Genomic DNA, 22,491 nt, shown 5'->3' on the forward strand with positions numbered 1-22,491 from the left:
CCGAGCGTGCGGCTCAGCCGGCCGCCGCGGCGAGCGCGGCACGCAGATGACCGCCGGACTCCTCCAGAAGGCGGGCGGCCGTCGGCCCGTCCACCTCGGCCAGCAGCACCAGGATCGCGTGCTTGACCTCGCCGTCGGTGGCCGCGAGCGCCGCCTCGATCTCCCGGTCTCCGGCCCCGGTCGCCAGCGCGACGATGTGCCGCGAGCGGGCGCGCAGCTTGTCGTTCGAGGCCCGGACGTCGACCATCAGGTTCCCGTACGTCTTGCCAAGCCGGATCATCGTGATCGTCGACACCATGTTGAGCACCAGCTTCTGCGCGGTGCCCGCCTTGAGACGGGTGGACCCGGTGAGCAGCTCGGGCCCCACGACCACCTCGATCCCGTGCTCGGCGGCGGCGGCGAGCGCGCTGCCCGCGTTGCAGGACAGCCCCACGGTCAGCGCACCCCGCGCCCGGGCGTGCTCCACGGCGCCGATCGCGTACGGGGTACGGCCGGAGGCGGAGACGCCGATCACCGTGTCGTCGGCGGTGAGGCGGAGGGTCTCCAGGTCGGCGACGGCCAGCTCGGGGGAGTCCTCGGCGCCCTCGACGGAGGTGATCATGGCCGTCGGCCCACCGGCGAGGACGCCGACGACCTGCCCGGGGGCGGTGTTGAAGGTCGGCGGACACTCGGAGGCGTCGAGCACCCCGAGCCGTCCGGCGGTCCCGGCGCCCGCGTAGACGAGCCGCCCGCCGCGCGCCATCCGCTCCGCGACGGCGTCGATGACGGCGGCGATGCGCGGCAGCTGGGCGGCGACGGCCGCCGGAACCCCGGCGTCCTCACCGTTCATCAGCCGGGCGAGGTCGAGGGTGGGAAGCCGGTCGATGTCGGCCAGCTCGGGCCGGAAGGCCTCGGTGGTGAGGGAGGAGAGCCGGCGGCGCAGATCGTCGGAGGGCGAGGTGGAGGTCATGGCAGACGGTTCTTTCCGATCTTTCTGAGGCGGGCCGGTGCGACACCACGTACGACCATCACTACCTGTGCCGGTGCGCCAGCGCCTCATAGGACGCGGCCAGCGCGGGCCCCGCCACCTCGTAGGTCCGCTGGGCCACCCCCACGAACAGGCAGTCCACCACCAGCAACTGCCCGGTGCGCGAGGACATGGCCGCGGGCCGCAGCTCGCTCTCCCTCGCCGTCGACGTCGTCAGGACGTGATCGGCGTACTGGGTGACCGGACTCCGCGGTCGCCCGGTGATGGCGACCGTGGTGGCCCCCCGCTCGAACGCCACCCGCAACGGCTCGATGACATCCCCGGTCGACCCGGAGTGCGTGATCGCGACGGCGACGTCCCCCGCCCCGAGCTGCACCGCGTTCGTCACCGCGAGGTGCGGGTCGCCGTGCGCGTGCGCCACGCGTCCGATCCGCAGCAGCTTCTGGGTGAGGTCCTGGGCGACCAGCCCGCTCGCGCCGACGCCGTACACGTCGATCCGCCGCGCGCCTGCCGCCGCGGTGACCGCCGCCTCCAACTGGGTGGTGTCGAGGCAGGCCGCGGTGTCGGCGAGGGTCTGCTGCTCGTCGTGGGCGAGTTTGGCGACGACGTCCGCGAGGGAGTCGTCGACGGCGATGTCGGTGGTGAGGGCGGGCGCCCGGCCGGACTGCTGCTGGGCGGCGAGCCCGGCGAGGGCGAGCCGCAGGTCGCGGTAGCCGGGGTAGCCGAGGATGCGGGCGGTGCGGACCACGGTCGCCTCGCTGGTGCCGGTGCGTTCGGCGAGCCCGGTGACGGTGAGGGCGGCGCAGCCGGCCGGGTCGTTCGCGACGGCCTCGGCGACGCGCCGCATGGAGCGGGTCAGGGAGGGCGCGAGGGTGCGGACCTTGCTGGCGAGCGCGGCGGGCGCGGCGGGCGCGGGACCGAAAGCCGCCGGGCTGAAAGTTTCCTTCGCTTCCTGGGGCACAGGGGAAAGATATTTTCAGCCCGGGGGGAGGTCAAGCTCGCGCACAATAGGACCATGGAGTCCTCCCGTATCCCCGTCAGCGCCCTCGAACAGGCGCTGCACACCGCCCGCGCCCTGGTGCTCGCCGATCTGGCCGCCGGCGAGGTGGCCGCGGCGGACGTGGTGTCGATGGTCGAGGACTCCGTCGTGCAGCGCCGTTGGTGGGTGGAGCAGTGGCCGGACGGGATGGCGTTTCTGGCCGGTCTGGTCGCCCAGGACGTCCAGGACGCCCTTCTCGAACGGTACGGGCGCTGGCCGCTGTGCCCGGTCTGCGGCTCGGGCGATCCGCACGCCCTCGACGTGGAGCCCGAACTGGGCCCCGACCCGCACTGGGTGTGCCACCAGGCGGGCGTGAAGGTCGCGGCGGTCGGGGCGCTGGGGGCGGCGACCGGCGGGGCCCGCTCCTGATGAGGCCGTCGTGACGATCTACATCGACCCCCCGAACTGGCCGGGCCACGGCCGGATGTGGTCCCACCTCGTCAGCGATGTCTCGTACGACGAACTGCACGCGTTCGCCGACCGGGTGGGCGTGCCCCGGCGCGCCTTCGAGCGTGACCACTACGACATCCCCTCGCACCGGTACGCCGAGGTGGTCGCCGCGGGCGCGGTCGAGGTGGACAGCCGTGCGGTGGTGCGGCTGCTGCACGCGGCGGGGCTGCGCCGGCGCAAGCGTACGGAGACGGACGGGATCAGTCGGTGAACACCGGCTCCATGGTGTGCCACCAGGCGGTGAGGCTGCTCTGGTCGGGTCCGGTGATCTGGACCAGGGCGGGACGGTCGTAGTAGCTGCAGAGGAAGACGTACTGCCCGGTGGTCGACTGGAAGCAGACGACATCGCCCGCCGCCCGGCCGGTGTTGTTCTCGGACCAGCTGCCGCGCACGTTGATCTGGGCCTCGCAGTTCCCCTCGGGCAGGTTGCCCGCGTAGGTCTGGAAGACGCCGTCCCGGTCGGTCTTCGTCCCGTACATCACGACACTGGCCTTGCCGGTGCCGGTGACGCCGAACTGGTCGACGGTGGTGACCGTGCAGTACAGGGCGGCCGTGGCGCCCTGCCACAGGGTGTGGGAGCAGCTGTCGCGCGACCACTGGTCGGTGTTGAGCGAGTCGCGCAGTTCGTGCTCGGCGGGGGTGAGGCCGTCGTCGTCGCCGGACTGCGGGGTGGGACCGGACTCGTCCGGTGTCGGGGAGGGCGGGGGCGGGTCGCTGCTCGGGCTCTCGCTCACCGGCGTGCGGACCGGCTCCACGGGCGTGCTGCTGCCGGCGGTGGGCGGGTCCGGGCTGTCGCCCTGGGACTGCCGGGCCTGGAGGTAGAGGCTCACCAGGGCGATCACCGTGCTGATCACCACCCCGATGATGGTCCAGCGGACGCCCCGGCCGGCGTGCGGGTCCGGCACCGGTGGTCCGGGGGGCTGGGGTGGCGTGGACGGGCCGTAGTGACTCATGACGCTTCCCCGCTTCCCCCGGCGTACACGGCCCGTGCGCGGCGCGGCCGTGCCGGAATTATCCGAAGCGCGCGGGGTGCGGGGGGACCCGAAGGGCGGAAGATCGCCTCAGGCTACGCCAGGTCGAGGTCGGCCGCGCAGCTCATACGCGTACGTGCCCTCGCCCTCCCCGACCCGGACGAACCCGGTCCTTTCGAGTACGGCACGGGAGGGGGCGTTGCCCTGTTCGACCGTGGCGAAGAGCCGTCGTACGTCGTCCCGGGCGAGCGCCCAGCCGGCCAGCGTGCGCAGCGCCTCGGTGGCGTAGCCGTGGCCGCGGGCGCCGGGGACGAGGTCGTAGCCGATCTCCGTACGCCCGTCCTCGTCCGGGGCGGCGTGGAATCCCATGCTGCCGATCGCCCGGCGGTCGTCCTGGCGTACGACGACGTAGAGCCCGAAGTCGGGCCGCAGCACGCCGCGTTCGTGGGCCCGGAACACCATGCCGGCGGCATCGCGCGTGCCGTCGTACGGTCCGCCCCCGAGCCAGTCGAAGCCGCCGTCGCCGCCCGACCAGAGATCGGCGAGGGCGGTGGGGGAGGCGCCTTCGAGGGTGAGGCGGGGGCCGGGGATACGGGTCATGACGTGAGCAGTTCGAGCTCGGACCGCAGGTTGTAGCGCGCGGTCGCCTCCCAGCGCTCGGCCCCGTACGGCGTCCTGAACAGCCGGGGCAGCTCGAGGAGCTGACGGAGGATCGCGGCGCGTCCGGCGCGGAAGGCGTCGTTCGGCACGAAGTGGTACTCCTCGCGGACGGCGGCCGTGTAGGCGGCGTACGCGGAGGGCGGCGCGGCGAGGATCGCGAGGTCGGCGTCGCACAGCACCTGCCCGTCGCGGTCCTCGCCGGCGGGATCGTGCGTGACGGTCAGCCGCACCAGCCGCGCCACCTCGGCGGTCCTCGCCGCTCCCACCCCGGCCTCGGGCAGGGCCCGCTCGGCCAGCCGGGCGGAGCGCTCCTCGTTCTCGGAGCGGTCGGGCAGATACACGGCGTCGTGGAACCAGGCGGCGAGCCGTACGGCGGCCGGGTCGTCCGCGTGCTCCTCCAGTACGTCGATGTGGTCCAGGACCGCCGTGAGGTGCTCGACGGTGTGGTACCGGCGCTGGGGTTCCCGCCAGCGGGTGAGGAGGTTGTCGGCGTAGGACGCCGGGTCGGGGCCGTCGGCGGCCGGGGCCCGGGCTGCTTCCAGGGCGTGGGCGAAGCGGGTGCGCAGGGCGTCGAGGTCGGCCATGGGCTCATTCTCGCGCGGGGACCGTGCGTATGGTGCAATTGGACTAGACAACTGGACTAGACCTGTTGTGATGATGCTCCGTGATGATTCTCGATGAATGGGGTCCCATGAGCGAGCGTGCAGTGCTGGAGGTGATCGCCCTCGACGCCGAGGACGCGATCGCGGCCCGGGCCGGAGGCGCCGACCGCCTCGAACTGGTCACCGACATGGCCGCGGACGGCCTGACCCCACCGGTGCCGACCCTCACCGCGATCCGGGCGGCCGTGGACATCCCGCTGCGCGTGATGCTCCGCCTGACGGACGGCTTCGCGGCGGGGGACGTGGACCGGCTGGTGCGGGTCGCGGGCGAGCTGCGGTCCGCCGGGGCCGAGGAGTTCGTCCTCGGCTTCCTCGCCGCGGACGGCGGGGCGGACCTCGACGCCGTGGAGCGGGTCGTCACCGCGTTGAACGGCTGCCCCTGGACCTTCCACCGGGCCCTCGACCACGCCGCCGACCGCGACGCAGTACGCAAGCAACTGGACGGCCTGCCCGGCCTGGACACCTACCTCACGGCAGGCTCGCCCGCGGGCGTGGACGAGGGCCTGCCGACCCTGCTCGCGGAGGCGGGCCGGGCAGGCGACCCACAGCTGATGGTGGGCGGGGGACTTCGGCTGGACCATGTGCCGACGCTGAAGAAGGCGGGGGTGTCGGCCTTCCATATCGGCGGGGCGGCTCGGCCGGGCGGCTGGGGGAAGCCGGTGTCGGCGGAGGCGGTGCGGGAGTGGCGGAGAGTGCTGGACGCCGGCTGAACCGTGCGGCGTCTCCGCTGTGCCGTCCTTACCGCCGGGTGCAGGGAGGGTCGTAGCGCAATTGCGGCATGTACGTGTGCCAGAGCGCGGGTGTCAGGAGGTTTCCCGTGGCTCGGCACACGTAATCGATGGCAGCCTGGGTGGACAGCGGCAGGATGCGTACCGTTTTCTCGCCGTCGCCGATGAACAGGAAACGTCCGTCAGGGGAGAACACGACGGCGTTGACGTAGTCGACGATCCCGGTCACCGCCTCTCCGCGGGCTTGTGCGCGGCCCTTGTCATCGACGTCCCACAAGCGGATCGTCTGATCGAAACTGCCGCTCACCAACGTGTGCCCATCGGGGCTGAAGGCCAGGGTGTAGACGGTGTCCTTGTGGCCGGTGAGGGCGGGGCCCGTCGGTGCGGGATGCGTGCGGTCGGCGAGGTTCCACAAGCGGATCGTGGCGTCGTCGCCGGAAGCGGCGAGGAAAAGACCGTCCGGGCTGAAGGTGACCGTCTCAAGCCGGTCCGCACTCGCCTGGAGGGGGGAACCTACGGGAGCGGGCTGCGCGGGCCGGGTGATGTCCCACAGCCGGAGGCTGCCCTGGTCCGCCACGGCGGCGAGCGTGCGGCCGTCGGGACTGATGGCCAGACGGTTGATCTGGCCCGCGTGGGAGTCCAATGACGGCCCGAGAGCCGAGGGGTGGGACGGATCGGAGACATCCCACAGCTTGACCGTGCCGTCGCCGTTGCCGCCTGCGAGGGTGCGCCCGTCCGGCGTGTACGCGACGACCAGGAAGCTGTTCCGACGGCTGTGGAGCGGTTTGCCCAGTGGCTTGGGCCTGGCCGGTGTGGTGACATCCCACAACTGGATATCCGGTCCGGCCGCGACGGCCAGGGCCTTTCCGTCGGGGCTGAAGGCGACCCAGTTGGGATACGGGGTGTCGCCGCGAATCGAAGCGCTGACCGGGTGGGGGGCGGTCGGATCCGCGACGTTCCAGAGGCGGACCGTGTTGTCCTCGGAGCCCGAGGCAAGAAGCTGTCCGTCAGGACTCAAGGCCACGGTGTCGACGTAACTCGTGTGTCCGGTGAGGATGGTGCGCGGGATGGTCCAGATCCGGACGGAGTGGTCGGCCCCTGCGCTGGCCAGCATCCTGCCCTTCGGGTCGAAAGCCAGTGCCAGTACATGCCCACTGTGCCCATTGAGAGCCTTGCTGAAATCCCGGACATGGGCCGGGTCCGTCACATTCTCGAGCCAGATGGTGTTGTCGTCGCCGCCGGAGGCCATGAGAGGGCTACTGGGTGAGAAGGCGACGGTATTGACCACGTTGTTGCTGTAGACGCCGTCGAGTGGTTTCGGCTCGGCCGGGTCGGTGATGTTCCAGAGATGGGCGTCCTGATCGCTCCCGGCGGCAGCCAGTGTGCGGCTGTCCGGGCTGAAGGCGACCGCCTGGGCGGAACCTTCCTGCCCGGCGAAGAAGGGAATGCTTTCCGTCCGTCCGATTTCGGATGGGTGCCGCCGGTCCGTCACCTGCCACAACCGCACCGTCGGATCGGTGCCGCCGGAGGCCAGGAACCTGCCGTCCGGGCTGAAAGCCACCCCGTTCACTTCGCCCGCCGAAGCCGGAAGCGGCTTTGCGACGAGCCTGAGGTGACCTGGGTCGGTGGCGTCCCACATGCGAATGTCGCCGTCGTGGCCGGCGGTGGCCAGTGTCCGTCCGTCCGGACTGAAGGCAAGTGTCTTCAGGGGCCCGTTGCCGTCGTCGGCCGTGGTGCTCGGAACGTCCGGGCTCTGGGGACGGCTGAGATCCCACATGCGGACGGTGCCGTCCTCGCCTGCTGCCGCCAGCAGGGCCCCTCGGGGGCTGAAGGCCAGGGCCGATATCGCGCCCTGAGCGCCGCGCAGCGGGTTGCCCAGGGCGGTCGGGTGGTCAGCCCGAACGGTATTCCACAGCCGGATGGTTCCGTCGCCGCCCGCGCTTGCCAACAGATGTCCGTCCGGGCTGAAGGCCACGGCGTTCACATGGTCCGTGTGGCCGGTCAGCACAGTGGCCAGCGGTATGTTCTGGGCGCTCAGCAGCCGAGTTGTCGTGGACGCGGCCGGAGACATCCGGTGCGCCACCAGATCGAGTTGGGCGGCGAGCGACGGGTTGCTCGCGCGTACTTGGTCGGCCTCGGCCGTGATCTCGCCGAGGATCGCGGTGTTGCGTTCGTGTTGTGCCGTGTCGCGCTGCTGGAAAGCGAGGGCGGCGGAGAGTGCGGCGAGTACGGCCAGCACCGTCAGACCGGCAATGACGCCCTGGCGGATCCGGCGCGTGCGGTGACGCTGCCGTGTCGATGCGGTCAGAAAGGCGGACACCGCCGGTCCCAGCGCGCCGGTGCTCTCGTCGTCGGCCAGAGCGCGGGCCTCGTCCAGCCTGTGACCCCGGTACAACAGCCCGGGGTCGTGGCCGGACTCCTGCCAGGCGTCTGCCGCCTCGTCCAGTCGCTGGCGGACCATGTACTGGGCGCGATGGGCCTCGATCCACTCGCGCAGGCGCGGCCAGGCCTGCAACAGCACCTCGTGGGTGATGGTGACCGTCTCCTGGTCACGGGTCAGCAGCCGCCCGCGCGTGAACGTTTCGATGACCTCGGCGACTTCGTGGGAACGTGAGCCCTGTCCCAGGAGTTGGGTGTACCGCACCGGGCGACGCGTGTCGTGAGTGCCGTCGCCGAACTTGATCAGGTGGAGGAACACATGCTGTGCCGTCTCCTGCGCTTGGGCATCCAGTTGGTCGAAGCAGCGGTCCGCCTCGACTGTCACGCTGTGCGCGATGCCTCCGGTCGACTCGTAGCCCTCCACGGTGAGGGCGTGACCCGCCCGGCGTAGCCAGGTGGCCCGCAGCGCGTGGGCGAGGAGTGGTAGTCGTCCGACCTCGTAGGCGTTGGCCTGGTCCGCTTCTTCGGCTTCGTCACCCGGTTCCGGTGTGCCCAGGTCGCGCATCAGGACGGGAACGAGCCCGGGTTCCACGTCCAGCCCGACCGTACGGGAGGGGTGGAGGATCGCTTCGCGCACGCCGGTCCGGGACAGCGGTCCCACGATGACCTGGTTGCGTTCCACGGCGTCCAGAAGACCGGGATGGGCGGCGCATTGGGTGTAGAAATCGGAGCGCAGGCCGAAGACGACCAGGCCGATGGGCGGTTCCCCGTTGGGGCCCACGGTCGCCAGGCCCAGAACCGCGTCGAGGAAGTTCCTCCGCTCGTGCTCGTCCGCGCAGAGCGTGAAGAGTTCCTCCAACTGGTCGACGACCAGTACCAGGGGCCGCTGCGGGGCGGTCCCGTCGCCCTCGGCCGCGAGTGCGCGGCGCAATGCGGCCGGCTGCCAGAGGGGACTGTCGGAATCGTGCCCGGATGTCTTCCGGCTTGAGCCCGTGACGTCCGACAGGCGGCTGCGGAGGACCGCCAAGGGATGGGCGGTCGGAGTCATCCACACGCGGGGCCACTGCGCGGATCCCGGAAGAGCACCCCGTTCGAGCTCGGCCAGGAGCCCTGCTTTGAGCAGGGAGGACTTCCCGGCCCCAGAGGGCGCGACGACCACCAGCGTCCTGCCCACCGCGAGGCAGGCGTCAAGCCGGACCAGCAGCTTGGCGACCAGCCTGTCCCTGCCGAAGAACCACGGTGCCTGTTCGGTGCTGAAGGCAGCCAGACCGGGATACGGGCATTCCTGCGAGATCTCGGCGGTATGCACACGGCGAGCCGATCGCACGCCGTCCTCGTAGTGCAGATGCAGGTCGCGCTCCGAGACGTAGAGATCACGTCGCGCCTGATAGATCCTTGCCCGATCCGAGGCGTGCGCCTCCAGTCGGACCTTCTCCCGATGGGGCGGGAGTCTGCCGGCGGAAGTCATGGCCCGTGGATGTGCTGGTCGTGTCCGGCTTGGTACACCCGGCCGTGCCCGGATGCCTCGGCTCGGAAGTCGTGTGATTCGGTTCGGGTGCCGTCTGCCCGGGGCAGGAGGGGAGCGATCTCCTCGTCGATCAGCCGCCGCAACTCGTCCGCCAGCGAGGGGTCATTCTCGAGCAGAGCCGTCAGGCGCGATTCCCAGGCATCGACCAAGCGGGATTCCGCTTGCCGGTCTCCCTCTCGGCGGGCCGTCGTGACCCGGTTCCGACACTCCACCAGCGCCGCATCCACCCGGTTCGCCTGTTGCGGGCGGATACGACGCCACCAAGTGACAAGGGCCGTCCGGGCCTGCGTCCATGCATCGGTGGTCATGGCCCCCACCAAAGCCGTGGCGGCCGATGATATGAGGGCGTCCATCGCCATCAACCCCGTAAAATCCCGTATGTGGCAATTATAGCAATTACCGGATTTGTGGGGCCCGTTCGTTGAATTATGAAGAAATCATTCCTGGGTGAGCTGCGACGGCAACGGGCCCGCATGCGCGACGATCAGCCCGGACACCGCCCGAGTCAGCGCCACATACAACCGCCGCAACCCCGTCCGCTCGTCCGGCTCCCCGTCCACGACCGCCCGAGGCTCGTCCAGCACCACGTAGTCGTACTCCAGACCCTTCGCCAGCGACGCGGGAACAAGCGTCAGCCGGGTCTCGGCGGTCGTCTCCTCACCGGGGTCCAGATACGACAGACCGGCCGACGCCAGCGCCTCCGCCAGCGCAGGAACCCGCGCATCGGCGGCGATCAACCCCACCGACCCCTCGTTGCGCAGCAACTCCCCGCAGGCGGAGACCACTTCATCGGCCCCCGCCACCGGCCGGAGATCGAAGAACCCGGGGTTCTCCCGGACCGAGGCGACGGGAGCGAGGCCGGGCGCGATGTGCGGCAGCAGTCGGGAGGCATACGTGATGACGTCCGTCGGGACGCGGAAACCGGCCGTCAGCTCCTCGATCACGCCGTCCGCCTTGCCGAGGTGGGCCAGGGCCTCGCCCCAACTCCTCGTCGCCCACGGCGTGGTGCCCTGCGCCAGATCGCCGAGGACGGTCGCCGAGCCGGTGGTGCAGCGCCGTCCCACCGCCCGGTACTGCATCGGCGACAGATCCTGCGCCTCGTCCAGCACCACATGGCCCAGCGAGTGCGTGCGCTCCACGATGTCGGCCGCCTCGTCGATCAGCACCGCGTCCGCCGCCGACCACTTCGCCGCCTTCACCGACCGCGCCGGCTTCGCCCAGAGGATCGTCTTCTGCTCCTCCTCCGTGAGGATCCCGTCCGCGTGCACGGCCAGGAAGCCGGCGTCCGCCAGCAGACGCAGCACCAGCTTCGCCGGGTCGACGGGCGGCCAGACCTCCTTCACCGCCGCCTTGACCGCGCTGCCCCGGGCCACCGCGTCCTGCACCCGGTCGTCCGGGGCCTCCCCGGCCCGCTCCATCTGCACCAGCACGGCATGCGCGATGCGCTGCGGAAGCGCCTCGCGGGCGGCGCCGTAACGGATGTTCCGGTCGAGCAACTCGCGGACGATGTCCTCGAGTTCGTAGGCCGGGACGCGCCAGCGGCGGGAGCCGCGCACGACGACGACCGGCTCGGCGGGCATCCGTACATGGGAGTAGACCGCCCGCTTCAGGACCTCCGCCATCCTCGCGTCGCCCTTGACGACCGCGGCGGGCGCGTCGTCCGTGCCGCGCACCTCGACGTGCGCCACCAGGTCGTCGACGGTGGCCTGGCGGACCGTCAGCTCGCCCAGGGCGGGCAGGACCTGCTCGATGTAGTGGAGGAAGGACTTGTTCGGGCCGATGACCAGGGTGCCGGTGCGGGCCAGCCGCTCCCGGTGGGCGTACAGCAGGTAGGCGACCCGGTGCAGGCCCACGGCGGTCTTCCCGGTGCCCGGCCCGCCCTGGACGCACACGGTCCCGCCCAGCCCGGACCGGACGATCTCGTCCTGCTCGGGCTGGATGGTGGCGACGATGTCCCGCATCGGACCGACACGCGGCCGCTCGATCTCCTGCTGGAGCAGCTTGCTGGTGCGGGCCGCCTCCCGCGGGTCGGAGAGGTGTTCGTCCTCGTACGCGGTGAGGTCGCCGCCGGTGTACCCGAAGCGGCGCCGCAGCCCGACGTCCAGCGGGTCCTTCTTCGAGGCCCGGTAGAACGGCTGCGAGACCGGGGCACGCCAGTCGATGACCATGGGGTCGCCGTCACCGTCGTGCACATGCCGCCGCCCGATGTAGAAGCGCTCGCCCTCCGCCCCTTCCGCCTGCTCGGCGCCCGGGGCGTGCAGATAGTCGAGGCGGCCGAAGAACAGCGGGGTGTCGCTCAGGTCGGCGAGCGCCTTGATGCGTTCGTCGATCTGGCGGGAGAGGACCTCGGCGTTCACCCAGTTCGCGGTGACGTCGCTGATGTCGAGCGCCTCGACGTCCTCCCGCATGGCCCGCAGGGCGGCCCGGGAGGAGGTGAGATGCGCGCGCTCGCGGCCGAGGGGGTCGTCGTGGACGGACGTGGACAAGGAGGTGCCTCCGGGCCTGCTGGGGGTGGGCTACGGCGATGCCGTCCGGTTTCCGTCCGGGCGGCGGCACTCCATGGAGGGAGGCGGGCAAGAGCGGAGATTTTAGAGGGGCGGGGGAGGGAAAGGCGAACCATTTTCCTTCCGCGGCTGTCCTCCGGGCTGTCCTCCGGGCTGTCCGTCCGGCTGTCCTTCCCCTAGGGGAGGACGGGCCGCCCCGGAGTACTCAGGTAGTACGCCAAGTGGGGACCTGGGACCGATGCCCCCTTTATGCCACCCGGCGCACCATGGAGACATGAGTGCAGCGACCCTCACCCCAGCCCCCGGTCGCCCGTCCGGCGCGACCCCCCTGTCCGACGCCCCCCGTCACCCCTTCGGCGACGCCCTGCACGCGATCAGGGTCTTCGTGGGCGCCGCCTTCGACGTGGTCATCCTCGGTGAGTACGGCGAGGAGGCCGGAGTCCGCCGCAGGCGGTGACCGGTCAGCCCTCGGCCAGCAGCTCGTCCGCGTCCATGATCCGGTAGGCGTACCCCTGTTCCGCCAGGAACCGCTGCCGGTGGGCCGCGAAGTCCTGGTCGATCGTGTCGCGGGCGACGACCGAGTAGAAGTGGGCCTGGTGACCGTCCGCCTTCGGGCGCAGCACCCGGCCCAGGCGCTGGGCCTCCTCCTGGCGGGAGCCGAAGGTGCCGGACACCTGGATGGCGACCGTCGCCTCGGGCAGGTCGATCGAGAAGTTCGCCACCTTCGACACCACCAGCACGCTGATCTCGCCCTCCCGGAAGGCGTCGAAGAGCTTCTCGCGCTGCGCGTTGGACGTCTCGCCCTTGATGACCGGCGCCCCGAGGTGCTCGCCCAGCTCGTCCAGCTGGTCGATGTACTGGCCGATGACGAGGATCTGCTGGCCCGCGAAGCGCCGCACGATCGCCTCGGTCACCTTCCGCTTGGTCGCGGTCGTCGCACAGAAGCGGTACTTCTCCTCCGCCTCGGCGGTCGCGTACGCCAGCCGCTCGGAGTCGGTGAGATTGACCCGTACCTCCACACAGTCCGCCGGCGCGATGTAGCCCTGCGCCTCGATCTCCTTCCACGGCGCGTCGAACCGCTTGGGGCCGATGAGGGAGAACACGTCCGACTCACGGCCGTCCTCGCGGACCAGCGTCGCGGTCAGACCGAGGCGGCGGCGGGCCTGGAGGTCGGCGGTGAACTTGAAGACGGGGGCGGGCAGCAGGTGCACCTCGTCGTAGAGGATGAGCCCCCAGTCCCGGGAGTCGAACAGCTCCAGGTGCGGATAGACGCCCTTGCGCCGGGTCGTCAGCACCTGATAGGTGGCGATGGTGACCGGGCGGATCTCCTTGCGCGTCCCGCTGTACTCGCCGATCTCGTCCTCGGTCAGCGAGGTCCGCTTCACCAGCTCGTGCTTCCACTGCCGGGCCGAGACCGTGTTCGTGACGAGGATCAGGGTGGTCGACTTCGCCTGGGCCATCGCCCCCGCGCCGACCAGTGTCTTGCCGGCCCCGCAGGGCAGCACCACGACCCCGCTCCCGCCGTGCCAGAAGTTCTCCACCGCCTGCTTCTGGTACGGCCTGAGCGCCCAGCCGTCCTCCGCCAGCTCGATCGGATGCGCCTCGCCGTCCACGTACCCGGCGAGGTCCTCGGCCGGCCAGCCCAGCTTCAGCAGGGTCTGCTTGATCTGCCCGCGCTCCGAGGGGTGCACCACGACCGTGTCCGGGTCGAGCCGGGCGCCGACCAGCGGGGCGACCCGCTTGGAACGCAGGATCTCCTCCAGCACCGGCCGGTCGGTCGTGGTCAGCACCAGCCCGTGCGCCGGGTGCTTGGACAGGGTCAGCCGGCCGTAGCGGTCCATCGTCTCCGCGATGTCCACGAGCAGCGCGTGCGGCACCGGGTAGCGGCTGTACTGCACCAGCGCGTCCACCACCTGCTCGGCGTCGTGCCCGGCCGCCCGCGCGTTCCACAGGCCCAGCGGGGTCACCCGGTAGGTGTGGATGTGCTCGGGCGCCCGCTCCAGCTCGGCGAACGGCGCGATGGCGCGACGGCAGTCGTCGGCCTGCTCGTGGTCGACTTCCAGGAGCAGGGTTTTGTCCGACTGGACGATCAGGCAGGACACGCATACCTCCGCGGATAGGATTGTCACCGTGACAGACACCACATCTGCCACGGCCCGGGCCATGCCCCGTGCCCGGCGCCGGAAGGGCGTACCGGCCGACGCGCCGGGGATGCGCGCCGCTATCTATATTCGCCTATCGCGTGAAACGGACGAGACGACTTCTCCCGAGCGCCAGAGAGCGGCGTGCGAGGCGTTGTGTGAGGCACGTGGCTGGGACGTCATATTCGTCGAGGAGGACATCGATGTCTCCGGTTTCTCGCGGGGTCTCGACCGGCCGGGCCTGCAACGCATCCTGACCAGGCTCGCCGAGCTGGACGTGATCGTGTTCTTCAAGATCGACCGGCTCGCTCGCTCGACGGTCGACTTCGCGGAGATCATGCGACTCGCCGAGCATCAGAGCGTCGCGCTTGCGTCGGCGACGGAGCCGCTCGACCTCACATCGTCCATGGGCCGGGCCATGGCGAAGGTGATCGCGGTCTTCGCCGAACTGGAGTCCGACACCATCGGTATGCGGGTGTCCAGCCGCATGAGCATCTGCGTCGCGAGGGTCGCTACACCGGCGGTCGGGTCCCGTACGGGTACATGGTCGTCCCCAACCCCAACGGGGCGGGCAAGGTCCTTGCGGTCAACGAGGACGAGGCCAAGGCGATCAAGCGGATCGTGGAGCGGGTTCTGACCAAGGACTCGCTCATGCAGATCATCAACGACCTCAACAAAGAGGGCGTCCCCTCGCCCGGTCACGCCTCACGCCAGACCATGGGTACGCGCAGCGACTCCAAGCAGTGGTACACAACGACGCTGCGCAGCATGCTGGGCAACCCACAGTTGCTCGGCCAGGTCATCGAGGACGGAAAGCCGATCCTGCGGACGGACGGGCTGCCCCTGGTCAACCGCCCGCCGATCCTCGACACGGACACCTGGCAGGCACTCCAGGACGAGCTGGAGCGTCGGGCGAACCCGGGGGAGAAGCGCCGTGAGGGGACGTCGCTGCTGCGCGGCATCCCGCACTGCGGAGTCTGCGCCGAGCGCATGTACACCTTCAGCGGGCGCAACGGTCAGCTTCGGTACCGGTGCATCGGTCCCCTGAAGTACCGCCAGCGGGCGGCCAAGGGGGAGGAGAAGCCGGGCGTCAAGTGCTACGGGCCGACCGTGGCGGGGGTGACCACCGAGGATTACGTCACCGAGCAGTTCATCGCGAAGTACGGGCACCTTCCCGTGATGCGGATGGTCCAGGAGGTCGGAGAGGACTTCCGCCCGCAGATCCGGCAGGCTGAGGAAGCGTTGGCCGACTTGCAAAAAGATCGCTACGACCGGGGCCTATTTAGAGGCGACGACCGAGCGATCCGGTACGCGGAGCAGTACGCCAAGCTGGAGAACCGTCTCGCGTCCCTGAAGGAGAAGCAGCGAACGGCGAAGCCCGGCGGCGTGCAGGCGGAGCCGACCGGAGAGACGCACGCCGAGCAGTGGAAGCGCTCGGACGTAGCCGGCAAGCGAGACCTGTTGTTGAACGCGGGCGGCTACGTGGAGGTGGCACCCGCGCGGCGTGGCGGCAAGAAGCTGGACACGTCGCGTCTGTCGGTGCACTTCGGCGAGGAGGGGCACATGCGGCGGGCGGCAGCGGTGAAGACGAGCGGACAGGAGACCGAGGCGGCAGACAGCCAGGGCTGACACCGAAGCCACCGGACACGCGGCAATACGACAGTGCGACGCCATCACGCGTTGTGAACTCAACTGTCTCTGCAACGAGTTCGCAGAGAGCATCCCCGTCTGTCTCGGATAGTGCCGTCCTCAGCGTTGGGACGGATTCTGCCAGGTCCCATGAGGTGGAACTGAGGCGGAAGCCGCCGAGGGCGTATGCGTCGGCGAGGCGGAACGAGAGGCGAACGCTGGGCTTGGGTTCATAGCGAGGTGCGGCTGTCAGCAGGCCGGCCCTGATGTTCAAATTCCGGGCAGGGGCAATGCCTGCCCGAGTTGCCGGGCAAGCGTACGGCCCCCTGAACATGCCCGACCCCAACCCGAACAGGACACCGGCCAAAGCCGCTCCGGTCAGCCGCGTGGTAACCCTCGCCTGCATGAGCGAACGGCCAGAGCACGGACGGTAGTTAGCGTGAGAGCGCAGAGGCGCTGAATCCGTTGTGACCTCACGGCGGGCGAGATCTGACGGTTACGCCCGTGTGGTGTGGGTGAAGCCGAGAGAGGCCAGTCCTTCAGATTGGCACAGCATGTCGGAGGGTCCACCGACCTCGGTCTGGAGGAGCTGGTAGGCGGCGCCGTGGGACTGGCCCCAGTGCATCGCGGCTCGCCAGAGGATGCGGCCCAGGCCCTGTCCTCGGGCCTCGGGCAGGAGGGCGAAGTACTGGGGCAAGAGCTGGGGGCATCCGATCGCGTCGGGGCGTACTTCCATGGGGCCAATCGCGCCCACGATGCGGTTCTCGACGGCAGCGGCGAGGACCGGGCCGCACCGGCCGGCCTGCATCTGGGCGTGGAGGAAGGCCAGGCCGTCGGCGGCCATGGCGGTGGCGAACGGGGCGAAGGTCTCCTGCACGGCGGCCGGCCAGTCGGTGACGGGGCGGACCGGGCCGCCGGGGTCCGGGCAGAGGCGAGCGGTGAAGTCCTGGAGCTGGATGCGGGTGCCGCGCGGGGATTCGGTCTCGGGGCCGAGCGGGCGCACGACCCTCGCGTTGACCGCGTCGTGTACGGCGGCGAGCTTCGCGGCCAGTTCGGCGGCTTCATCCGCGACACTGTCGCGGTGCCCGTAGGCGAAGACCTTGACGGTGCCGCGTCCGCGCCGGGCCAGGGTGGGGATGAGAGTGTGGCCGGGCTGGTGAACCACGTCGCCGCGAAGGACCGTCTCGTCCTTCTCGCTTCCCCAGCGCCGGTCCTTGTCGTAGTGGAGGAAGGATCGGTCGGTGACGGCCGCTCGCAGCGTGTCCTCGAAGAGGTCGATGGTGAGGACGTGAGGGTGGACGGGGCCGAGAGTCGGCACGATCGGCGCGGTCAATACGGGCCGGAGCCAGTCCCAGCGGAAGAACATGAGCGGCACCCTAACGGTCGGCCGGTCAGGGCTCAGGCCCCGACGCGAACGCGCCAGGGCCTGAACGGAACCGACTGGATCGCGTCGGTCAGTGGGGATTGTCGTCGCCTGCGTCGCAGGAGCACTCCGCGCTCTCCACGACATCGTCCAGGTCCGGGACAGCGGTCACCGAGAGGGCGGCGACGGGCGGCGCCGCGCGGCGCGCCGAGGCTGGCGGGCCGGGCAGAAGGGTCACCAGTACGGGCGGGGTCATGATCCGTTCTCCTTGTCTCCATGTTGGCAGTAGCTGTGCAGCGGCGCCTTCGCCTCCTGATAGTGCTTGGCCAGGGGGCGGCAGACCCGGCAGGTGCCGGACAAGGCGCAGCCCTCGCACCCTCCGGTGCGAAGCATGAGGCGGTCGGCGATGGCGCCGAGCCGGGTGAGGCCGTCGATGCCTTCGGCCATGAGGTCGATCTGGTCGTCCCGGCCGACCTTGCAGATCGACACCTTGGCGTGCGGGTCGGCGTGGAAGAAGGTGTGTCCCGCGTTGCAACAGGCGAACGGCTTGCGCTGTCGCAGGTGGGCGGCGGACTGGGCGAGCAGCGGCTCACCGCCGCCGTAGATCGTGGGCGTCATGTTCGTGTACGCGTGGTTCTCGACGTTCCACTCCTTGGCGAGGGCGGCCATCTCGTCGGCCTCGGCGGCGTTGTCCTCGGTCACCACGACGTTGATACGCAGTTGCAGGCCCGCCTCGCGTGCGGCGTCCATGCCGCGCCGGAACGCCTTCCACGCGCCACGGCGCTGGGTGAGCGTGTCGAAGGACTCCTCGCTCGCCCCGTACATGCTGACGACCAACCGGTAGGGCGGGCAGTCGCGGAAGAGCTTGAGAAGGTCCGGTCGCCAAAGCAGCGAGCCGTTGGTGGAGATGGTGAGCATCATCCCGGCCTGCCAGGCGTACCGGTAGGCGCTCTGGAAGTGAGGGTCCATGGTGGGTTCGCCACCGGTGATCTGAAGCCAGAGAACGCCGGCCTCGCGCATGATGTCCAGCAGCCGCACCTTGTCCTCCCAGCCGAGCCCGGAGAAGGGCCGCTCACCGAGGTAGCAGTGCTTGCAGCCGAAGTTGCAGCCGAGGTTGATCTCCCAGGAGGCGCGGCAGTAGCCGTACGGGGACGGATCGCGCACCAGCACCGTGCCTTGCGCGGGTCGGCCGTTCAAGTCGATGCCCCAGACATCGGCGGCGGTCCGCACCGCCCAGGCGGGCAGTGCCTCACCATCGGCGACCGCTTGCCGGATGCCCTCGTAGTGGCCGTAGGGGATGCGGGCGCCTGTCCTCGCTCCTGGCTTGAGGAGCAGGTGCCCGTCGAGGAACGGGGATGCGATCAGAGCGTGGGCCATCAGCGGCCCTCCTTCCGGATCATGGAACGCGACGGCTCACGTGCGCCCTGACGGCCAGCGCGACAATAGATCTCGCCGAGCCCGTTGCAGGTGCCGCAGGACTTGCCGGACGAGTCGGCGCCACTGCCGCCGCAGTCCTCGCAGTTCTGGTTGAGAGGAGGGCGAAGGCGCCGGGTCTGCATTCCGCCATGGGAGTCGGGGCGGGCGACGAGAAACGAGCTCTTGTGCAGGTTCGCGCTCAGCTGGTGCACGAGACCACCTCCAGGGTGTCTTCCCAGGTGTGCTGCTCGGTGTGGTCGGCGAACAGACAGCAGCCCTCACCGTCGAGACCCGGGGCGACCACCGGGCAGTCCGGCAGTACGACCAGCTCCACTTCGGCCCTCCCGAGCCAGCGGAGCCACAGGGCGGTCCCGTACTCGCCGACGTCGTCGAGGAGGCCGTAGTGCTCACCGTCGTCGTGCGCGGACAACTGGCACTGCACGGCCCTGTCGACGCACTCCGCGGCCGACCTGCCCCGTGCTTCCTGCACCAGGTCGAGGAGCACCTGGTGCCAGTGCGTGCACCGCATCACCACTCCACCCCAGGGGAGGCTTCGGAGTGCGGGCACTGGTCCGTGCAGCGCGGGCACGTGCAGGGCGGAAAGCCAATGGGGTTGTCGGGAATCACCGGATTCTCGACCTCCCATACCTCCGTCACCTGGCTCCATGTCCGGCCGGAGTCACGCGAGACCCTGAGCGTCATGAGGACTCGATGCTCAGCACCCGGGCCCCGCATCCGCGTGTTCCTGTGTGGCTCGCGCGCCAGAGCCTCGCCTCTCGTGGTCATGACCGAACTCCTCTGTGAATCCCGCTGCTCGTCCGGGCAACATCCAGGAAAGCGCCAGGAGTCGGAGGTCTCCACGGCATCAATGCGGCAGTCTTGACGCAGGTCCGTGCACGGGCACCGAAGGGGCCGAAGCCGCGGGGAAGGGGTGCCATGGAACTGGCGGAACGGCGCAGGGCTCTGGGCTACAGTCAGGAGAAGTTGGCCCAGTTACTCGGCGTGGACCGCACAACGGTCGGACGCTGGGAAAGCGGCAAAGTCGCTCCTCAGCCGCCCCAGCGACGGGGCTTGGCCGCCGCTCTCGAAGTCAGCCTCCGAGAGCTGGACATCCTCCTGAAGCCGCCAAGAGCCGCAGGCCAGGAGGCTGCCGGGCACGAGTTCAGTGACGCCCCGAGCGCGGGAGACCCCGACGAAATGATCCGCCGTGAGTTCCTCCGCATACTGACTGTCAGCGGGGCTTTGACCGTCCTGCCGGTCGAGGAGGCCGAGGCCCTGACCGAGGGCGTCCGTCGCGGAATGCCTGCCGACTTCGCGCGTATGAACAGACACCTCTGGCAGGTCTACCAACTGGCTCGCTCCAAGGGCTCTGTCTATCCCGTCGTCCGGGACCAGTTGACGACCCTGAACGAGGCGCTGGCGAGCAACCGTGGAAGTGCACGGGCCCTGCTGAGCGCGGTGGCCGACCTCTTTCAGTTGGCCGGGGAGGTGGCGTTCGACGGCAATCGGTACTCCGACGCAGCTGCTTCGTACTCGCTCGCTGCGTCGGTCAGTAAGGACGCCGAGGCGTACGACTTGTGGGCATGCGCGCTCGTCCGTCATGCCTACGTGGACATGTCCGAGCAGCGGTACCGGCAGGCCGCGCAGATGCTTGGCGCGGCCGAGCGACTGGCCGACCGAGGGGACAGCAACCTCTCGACTCGGCATTGGGTCGCTTCCGTCCAAGCCGAGGCATGCGCCGGCCTTGGAGACCTGGATGCGTGCGAGCGCGCGATGGACCGGGCCGAGGCCGTTCGCGACCTCACCGCGGACAGCACCAACGGTGGATGGCTCCGGTTCGACGGAGCGCGTCTGGCAGAGGAACGGGGGTCGCGTTACGTACAGTTGGGCCGTCTCGACCTGGCGGAGAACGCTTTGAGGGATGCCCTGGAGCAGACAGCTCTGGCGTCCGGGCAGTCGTACCGGCGACGGGGAGCAGTGCTCACCGACCTGGCCGCCATCGGTGCGAAGCGGCGGGACGTCGAACAGCTTGTGGTGTATGGCAGGGAAGCCATCGAACTGGCCCGCTCCTCCGGGTCCGGGTACGTCACCCGTAGACTCCAAGCCCTGTGCGACGAGTTCGGTCCCTTGAGCCGCGACCACCGCGTGGCGGAATTGGGGGCGGAGATCGCCACGCTGAGCGCGCCGTGACGAGAGGGGTAGGCATGTCGCAGACCGAGGGTGCACGACTGTTCCGGGAAGCCTGGATCGCGGGAGTCCGCCAGCACTTCCCGGGAGAGCCGAAGGCCGGCTACGTGACCCGGTGGGATGACACCCCGCAGTGGGAGCGCGAGGCAGCAGGTTCCGTCTACGAGCAGGTCCGTCACTTCATCGAGATCAGCGGCGGCACCACGTCACGGCTGTCCCGCGAGCAGAAGAGCCGCTTCGTTGCGACGTGCTGGACGGCCCAGATGTTCAAGCACTTCGAGGACCCGAAGCCGGGATACGTGGCCGACTGGCCCGACCTCCCGTCGTGGCAGCAGGAGACCGACGCCGACATCTTCGAGGCCATCGAGAAGGAACGGAGCTGATCACGGGTGGGCTCTCGACCTGATACAAGGACGAGAGCACGGCCTGGGCCAGGCCATTTTTCCCTCAGGGAGGGCAACTCGCGGGACACGAGTTCTGGGTTCTCCCTAGAGTTCAGCGCGTCCACGGGCCACTTCATGAGCTGCGCGCAGCATCTCGCGCTGGTCCTCGTCCAGGCTTTGCGGCCGAGAGGCGCCTGCGCTGACGGCAAAGAAAGAGATAGGTCCGTAGAACGGCCCGTCGTGGCAGTCGAGCAAGCGCAGCATCTCGTCAGCGACGGGGTTGGAACGCTCGGGTGACGCTGTGACCAGATCTGCGACGTAGGCGTGGACGGTGGACGGGGAAGGCACGAGGATCCGGTCGACGACACCGGCGCCAGCCGCGCCAACCTTGTCCCGCATGCCGTCGACCGGGTCGATGTGGAACTCCAGCTCACCTTCCGGGGTGACCAGGGCGTAGGTGATGGTGGGGCCGCTCGGCTCTTGCTTGCGGCCCGCCCTCAAGTCATCGAGGAAGGAGTCCATGCTGCGATCGGTCTCGTTGTCCTGGAGGTCGGCCATGTCGCCGTCGAATTCGACGGTCTCCAGCGGCCGGGCTTCGGTGCGTTGCTTCAGCATGAGGAAGCGGCTGAGTGCCTCGATCTCCGCGTCATGCTGTTCCAGGAACCGCAGAGCGGTGCCCAGGGTCGCAGGGCGTGTCACCCAGTGGACGGTCAGCGGTCCGTTCACGTGGTACGCACATCCTCCCGAGGCGGCCAAACGTCCAGTGTGCCCCATCCCGCGTGCAACCCCGAGCGCCTCTCGACGGTCTTGTCCGGTGGAGCCACGCAGCGCGCGCGGCTCGGTGAGGAGCTCGCGGTGACTTCGGTACGCATCTGGGGACCCGGTGTGGGCGCCGTGGTGGTGCTGGTGGCGACGGGGACGTGGGCGCGGGGGTCGAGCGGTGTGGACGCCGGTCTGTGGGCCTCCGTACGCCCCGCGATCGAGGCGCGGCTCGTCGCGCAGGCGCAGGGGGACGGGGTCGGTGAGAGCGAGCCCTCGCTGAGGGCGCGGTGGTTCTGTGAGGCGGAGGCGCTGGATCTCCGCGCGGAGGGGGACCGGGTGCGGGCCGGGGTCGACACGTTGTGTGTGGAGTACGGGGTGCGGGGCGGGGCGCTGCAGGAGTGCGGTGGGGCGCACTCTCCGCAGGTGATGCGGTTGGAGCGGGACGGGGAGGGGTACCGGGTCGTCGCTCAGGAGGAGCCGCCGGACGGGGCCGGGTATGCGGAGTGGGAGGAGGACCACTTCTCGGTGTTCGCCGAGTCCCGGTTGGATGAGGCGGTGAGTTCGGTGGGGTTGGAGAGTGCGGCGCGGGTGCATTTCGGGCTGGGGGCGGATTCAGCAGTGGGGGACTGTTAGTCGTCGTTCGACTGCGGCTTGGTCGTGGCTGGTCGCGCCCACGCGGCGGAGCCGCATATCGATACAGCCCCGCGCCCCTCTCGGGGCGC

Annotated in this window: 23 protein-coding genes; 9 read left to right on the forward strand and 14 right to left on the reverse strand. The window is 70.0% G+C overall.

The window, feature by feature from the left end:
- Positions 1-13 precede the first annotated feature (13 nt).
- Entirely contained in the window at positions 14-949 is a 936-nt protein-coding gene (gene murQ / locus ABZ464_RS11020; RefSeq protein ID WP_359274095.1) for an N-acetylmuramic acid 6-phosphate etherase, read from the reverse strand.
- A 61-nt stretch (positions 950-1,010) separates the two neighbouring features.
- The gene (locus tag ABZ464_RS11025) at positions 1,011-1,928 is read right to left on the reverse strand and encodes a MurR/RpiR family transcriptional regulator (protein WP_359274098.1); all 918 of its coding nucleotides are present in this window, start codon (positions 1,926-1,928) and stop codon (positions 1,011-1,013) included.
- 54 nt (positions 1,929-1,982) lie between these two features.
- Between ABZ464_RS11025 and ABZ464_RS11030 the strand changes: the two genes are divergently transcribed.
- Positions 1,983-2,375, forward strand: a complete 393-nt coding sequence (locus ABZ464_RS11030) for a hypothetical protein (RefSeq protein ID WP_359274102.1) — start codon at positions 1,983-1,985, stop codon at positions 2,373-2,375.
- 10 nt (positions 2,376-2,385) lie between these two features.
- Positions 2,386-2,667, forward strand: a complete 282-nt coding sequence (locus ABZ464_RS11035) for a DUF4031 domain-containing protein (RefSeq protein WP_359274105.1) — start codon at positions 2,386-2,388, stop codon at positions 2,665-2,667.
- Here ABZ464_RS11035 and ABZ464_RS11040 read toward each other — a convergent pair.
- From ABZ464_RS11040 to ABZ464_RS11050, 3 genes are all read right to left on the reverse strand, one after another.
- A complete protein-coding gene (locus ABZ464_RS11040) occupies positions 2,657-3,409 on the reverse strand; it encodes a hypothetical protein (RefSeq protein WP_359274108.1) in 753 nt (250 codons plus the stop codon). The genes ABZ464_RS11035 and ABZ464_RS11040 overlap by 11 nt on opposite strands.
- Positions 3,410-3,517: 108 nt before the next feature.
- Entirely contained in the window at positions 3,518-4,027 is a 510-nt protein-coding gene (locus ABZ464_RS11045) for a GNAT family N-acetyltransferase (protein ID WP_359274110.1), read from the reverse strand.
- Entirely contained in the window at positions 4,024-4,671 is a 648-nt protein-coding gene (locus tag ABZ464_RS11050) for a hypothetical protein (RefSeq protein WP_359274112.1), read from the reverse strand. The genes ABZ464_RS11045 and ABZ464_RS11050 overlap by 4 nt, the downstream gene beginning before the upstream one ends.
- A 107-nt stretch (positions 4,672-4,778) precedes the next feature.
- On the opposite strand from ABZ464_RS11050, the gene ABZ464_RS11055 reads away from it, so the two are divergent.
- Positions 4,779-5,459, forward strand: coding sequence for a copper homeostasis protein CutC (locus tag ABZ464_RS11055; protein WP_359274114.1), 681 nt, complete (start codon positions 4,779-4,781; stop codon positions 5,457-5,459).
- A 28-nt stretch (positions 5,460-5,487) separates the two neighbouring features.
- Here the strand turns inward: ABZ464_RS11055 and ABZ464_RS11060 are convergent, their stop codons facing one another.
- The 3 genes from ABZ464_RS11060 to ABZ464_RS11070 all read right to left on the reverse strand — a co-directional run bounded on the left by ABZ464_RS11060 (position 5,488) and on the right by ABZ464_RS11070 (position 11,870).
- On the reverse strand, positions 5,488-9,324 hold the full coding sequence (locus ABZ464_RS11060; protein WP_359274117.1) for a WD40 repeat domain-containing protein: 3,837 nt from the start codon (positions 9,322-9,324) through the stop codon (positions 5,488-5,490).
- A complete protein-coding gene (locus tag ABZ464_RS11065) occupies positions 9,321-9,692 on the reverse strand; it encodes a hypothetical protein (RefSeq protein WP_359274120.1) in 372 nt (123 codons plus the stop codon). The genes ABZ464_RS11060 and ABZ464_RS11065 overlap by 4 nt, the downstream gene beginning before the upstream one ends.
- Positions 9,693-9,821: 129 nt before the next feature.
- A complete protein-coding gene (locus ABZ464_RS11070) occupies positions 9,822-11,870 on the reverse strand; it encodes a UvrD-helicase domain-containing protein (RefSeq protein ID WP_359274123.1) in 2,049 nt (682 codons plus the stop codon).
- 292 nt (positions 11,871-12,162) lie between these two features.
- Between ABZ464_RS11070 and ABZ464_RS11075 the strand changes: the two genes are divergently transcribed.
- Positions 12,163-12,345, forward strand: a complete 183-nt coding sequence (locus ABZ464_RS11075; protein ID WP_359274125.1) for a hypothetical protein — start codon at positions 12,163-12,165, stop codon at positions 12,343-12,345.
- Between the two features lie 4 nt (positions 12,346-12,349).
- Here the strand turns inward: ABZ464_RS11075 and ABZ464_RS11080 are convergent, their stop codons facing one another.
- Positions 12,350-13,990 (reverse strand): DNA repair helicase XPB, encoded by a 1,641-nt coding sequence (locus ABZ464_RS11080; protein ID WP_359274128.1) that lies wholly within the window; start codon positions 13,988-13,990, stop codon positions 12,350-12,352.
- Between the two features lie 28 nt (positions 13,991-14,018).
- Here ABZ464_RS11080 and ABZ464_RS11085 point away from each other — a divergent pair, with 28 nt between their 5' ends.
- Both ABZ464_RS11085 and ABZ464_RS11090 read left to right on the forward strand, forming a co-directional pair.
- Complete coding sequence (locus ABZ464_RS11085) at positions 14,019-14,666, forward strand: recombinase family protein (protein ID WP_359274131.1); 648 nt, start codon at positions 14,019-14,021, stop codon at positions 14,664-14,666.
- Positions 14,573-15,658 (forward strand): recombinase family protein, encoded by a 1,086-nt coding sequence (locus tag ABZ464_RS11090; RefSeq protein WP_359274134.1) that lies wholly within the window; start codon positions 14,573-14,575, stop codon positions 15,656-15,658. Before ABZ464_RS11085 ends, ABZ464_RS11090 begins: the two co-directional genes overlap by 94 nt.
- 496 nt (positions 15,659-16,154) lie before the next feature.
- On the opposite strand, the gene ABZ464_RS11095 is transcribed toward ABZ464_RS11090, so the two are convergent.
- From ABZ464_RS11095 to ABZ464_RS11110, 4 genes are all read right to left on the reverse strand, one after another.
- Positions 16,155-17,024, reverse strand: coding sequence for a GNAT family N-acetyltransferase (locus ABZ464_RS11095; RefSeq protein WP_359274136.1), 870 nt, complete (start codon positions 17,022-17,024; stop codon positions 16,155-16,157).
- Positions 17,025-17,112: 88 nt separating this feature from the next.
- A complete protein-coding gene (locus ABZ464_RS11100; protein ID WP_359274138.1) occupies positions 17,113-17,277 on the reverse strand; it encodes a hypothetical protein in 165 nt (54 codons plus the stop codon).
- Positions 17,274-18,398: a radical SAM protein gene (locus ABZ464_RS11105; RefSeq protein ID WP_359274141.1), complete on the reverse strand. Its 1,125-nt coding sequence runs from the start codon at positions 18,396-18,398 to the stop codon at positions 17,274-17,276. The genes ABZ464_RS11100 and ABZ464_RS11105 overlap by 4 nt, the downstream gene beginning before the upstream one ends.
- Before the next feature lie 238 nt (positions 18,399-18,636).
- A complete protein-coding gene (locus ABZ464_RS11110) occupies positions 18,637-18,966 on the reverse strand; it encodes a hypothetical protein (protein WP_359274144.1) in 330 nt (109 codons plus the stop codon).
- Between the two features lie 407 nt (positions 18,967-19,373).
- On the opposite strand from ABZ464_RS11110, the gene ABZ464_RS11115 reads away from it, so the two are divergent.
- Together ABZ464_RS11115 and ABZ464_RS11120 are read left to right on the forward strand one after the other, a co-directional pair.
- Complete coding sequence (locus tag ABZ464_RS11115; RefSeq protein WP_359274147.1) at positions 19,374-20,627, forward strand: helix-turn-helix transcriptional regulator; 1,254 nt, start codon at positions 19,374-19,376, stop codon at positions 20,625-20,627.
- A gap of 14 nt (positions 20,628-20,641) precedes the next feature.
- Positions 20,642-21,007 (forward strand): hypothetical protein, encoded by a 366-nt coding sequence (locus ABZ464_RS11120; protein WP_359274149.1) that lies wholly within the window; start codon positions 20,642-20,644, stop codon positions 21,005-21,007.
- A 105-nt stretch (positions 21,008-21,112) separates the two neighbouring features.
- Here ABZ464_RS11120 and ABZ464_RS11125 read toward each other — a convergent pair whose 3' ends face one another.
- Complete coding sequence (locus ABZ464_RS11125) at positions 21,113-21,733, reverse strand: hypothetical protein (protein ID WP_359274152.1); 621 nt, start codon at positions 21,731-21,733, stop codon at positions 21,113-21,115.
- Between the two features lie 129 nt (positions 21,734-21,862).
- Here ABZ464_RS11125 and ABZ464_RS11130 point away from each other — a divergent pair, with 129 nt between their 5' ends.
- Positions 21,863-22,402 carry a hypothetical protein gene (locus tag ABZ464_RS11130; RefSeq protein WP_359274155.1) on the forward strand — a complete coding sequence of 180 codons (540 nt, stop codon included), beginning with the start codon at positions 21,863-21,865 and terminating at the stop codon, positions 22,400-22,402.
- The last annotated feature ends 89 nt before the right edge of the window (positions 22,403-22,491 follow it).

Origin of the sequence: Streptomyces sp. NPDC005820, assembly GCF_040630255.1 — a bacterium.
In the GTDB taxonomy this organism is placed as follows: Bacteria; Actinomycetota; Actinomycetes; order Streptomycetales; family Streptomycetaceae; genus Streptomyces.

Excerpts from the sequence above, each read along its gene's own strand:
- ABZ464_RS11090 (WP_359274134.1), top strand. The coding sequence starts at position 14,573 with ATGGTCGTCCCCAACCCCAACGGGGCGGGCAAGGTCCTTGCGGTCAAC.
- murQ (WP_359274095.1), bottom strand. The coding sequence starts at position 949 with ATGACCTCCACCTCGCCCTCCGACGATCTGCGCCGCCGGCTCTCCTCC.
- ABZ464_RS11045 (WP_359274110.1), bottom strand. The coding sequence starts at position 4,027 with ATGACCCGTATCCCCGGCCCCCGCCTCACCCTCGAAGGCGCCTCCCCC.
- ABZ464_RS11095 (WP_359274136.1), bottom strand. The coding sequence starts at position 17,024 with ATGTTCTTCCGCTGGGACTGGCTCCGGCCCGTATTGACCGCGCCGATC.
- ABZ464_RS11110 (WP_359274144.1), bottom strand. The coding sequence starts at position 18,966 with ATGCGGTGCACGCACTGGCACCAGGTGCTCCTCGACCTGGTGCAGGAA.
- ABZ464_RS11060 (WP_359274117.1), bottom strand. The coding sequence starts at position 9,324 with ATGACTTCCGCCGGCAGACTCCCGCCCCATCGGGAGAAGGTCCGACTG.
- ABZ464_RS11100 (WP_359274138.1), bottom strand. The coding sequence starts at position 17,277 with ATGACCCCGCCCGTACTGGTGACCCTTCTGCCCGGCCCGCCAGCCTCG.
- ABZ464_RS11105 (WP_359274141.1), bottom strand. The coding sequence starts at position 18,398 with ATGGCCCACGCTCTGATCGCATCCCCGTTCCTCGACGGGCACCTGCTC.
- ABZ464_RS11050 (WP_359274112.1), bottom strand. The coding sequence starts at position 4,671 with ATGGCCGACCTCGACGCCCTGCGCACCCGCTTCGCCCACGCCCTGGAA.
- ABZ464_RS11075 (WP_359274125.1), top strand. The coding sequence starts at position 12,163 with ATGAGTGCAGCGACCCTCACCCCAGCCCCCGGTCGCCCGTCCGGCGCG.
- ABZ464_RS11055 (WP_359274114.1), top strand. The coding sequence starts at position 4,779 with ATGAGCGAGCGTGCAGTGCTGGAGGTGATCGCCCTCGACGCCGAGGAC.
- ABZ464_RS11120 (WP_359274149.1), top strand. The coding sequence starts at position 20,642 with ATGTCGCAGACCGAGGGTGCACGACTGTTCCGGGAAGCCTGGATCGCG.
- ABZ464_RS11065 (WP_359274120.1), bottom strand. The coding sequence starts at position 9,692 with ATGACCACCGATGCATGGACGCAGGCCCGGACGGCCCTTGTCACTTGG.
- ABZ464_RS11115 (WP_359274147.1), top strand. The coding sequence starts at position 19,374 with ATGGAACTGGCGGAACGGCGCAGGGCTCTGGGCTACAGTCAGGAGAAG.
- ABZ464_RS11040 (WP_359274108.1), bottom strand. The coding sequence starts at position 3,409 with ATGAGTCACTACGGCCCGTCCACGCCACCCCAGCCCCCCGGACCACCG.
- ABZ464_RS11030 (WP_359274102.1), top strand. The coding sequence starts at position 1,983 with ATGGAGTCCTCCCGTATCCCCGTCAGCGCCCTCGAACAGGCGCTGCAC.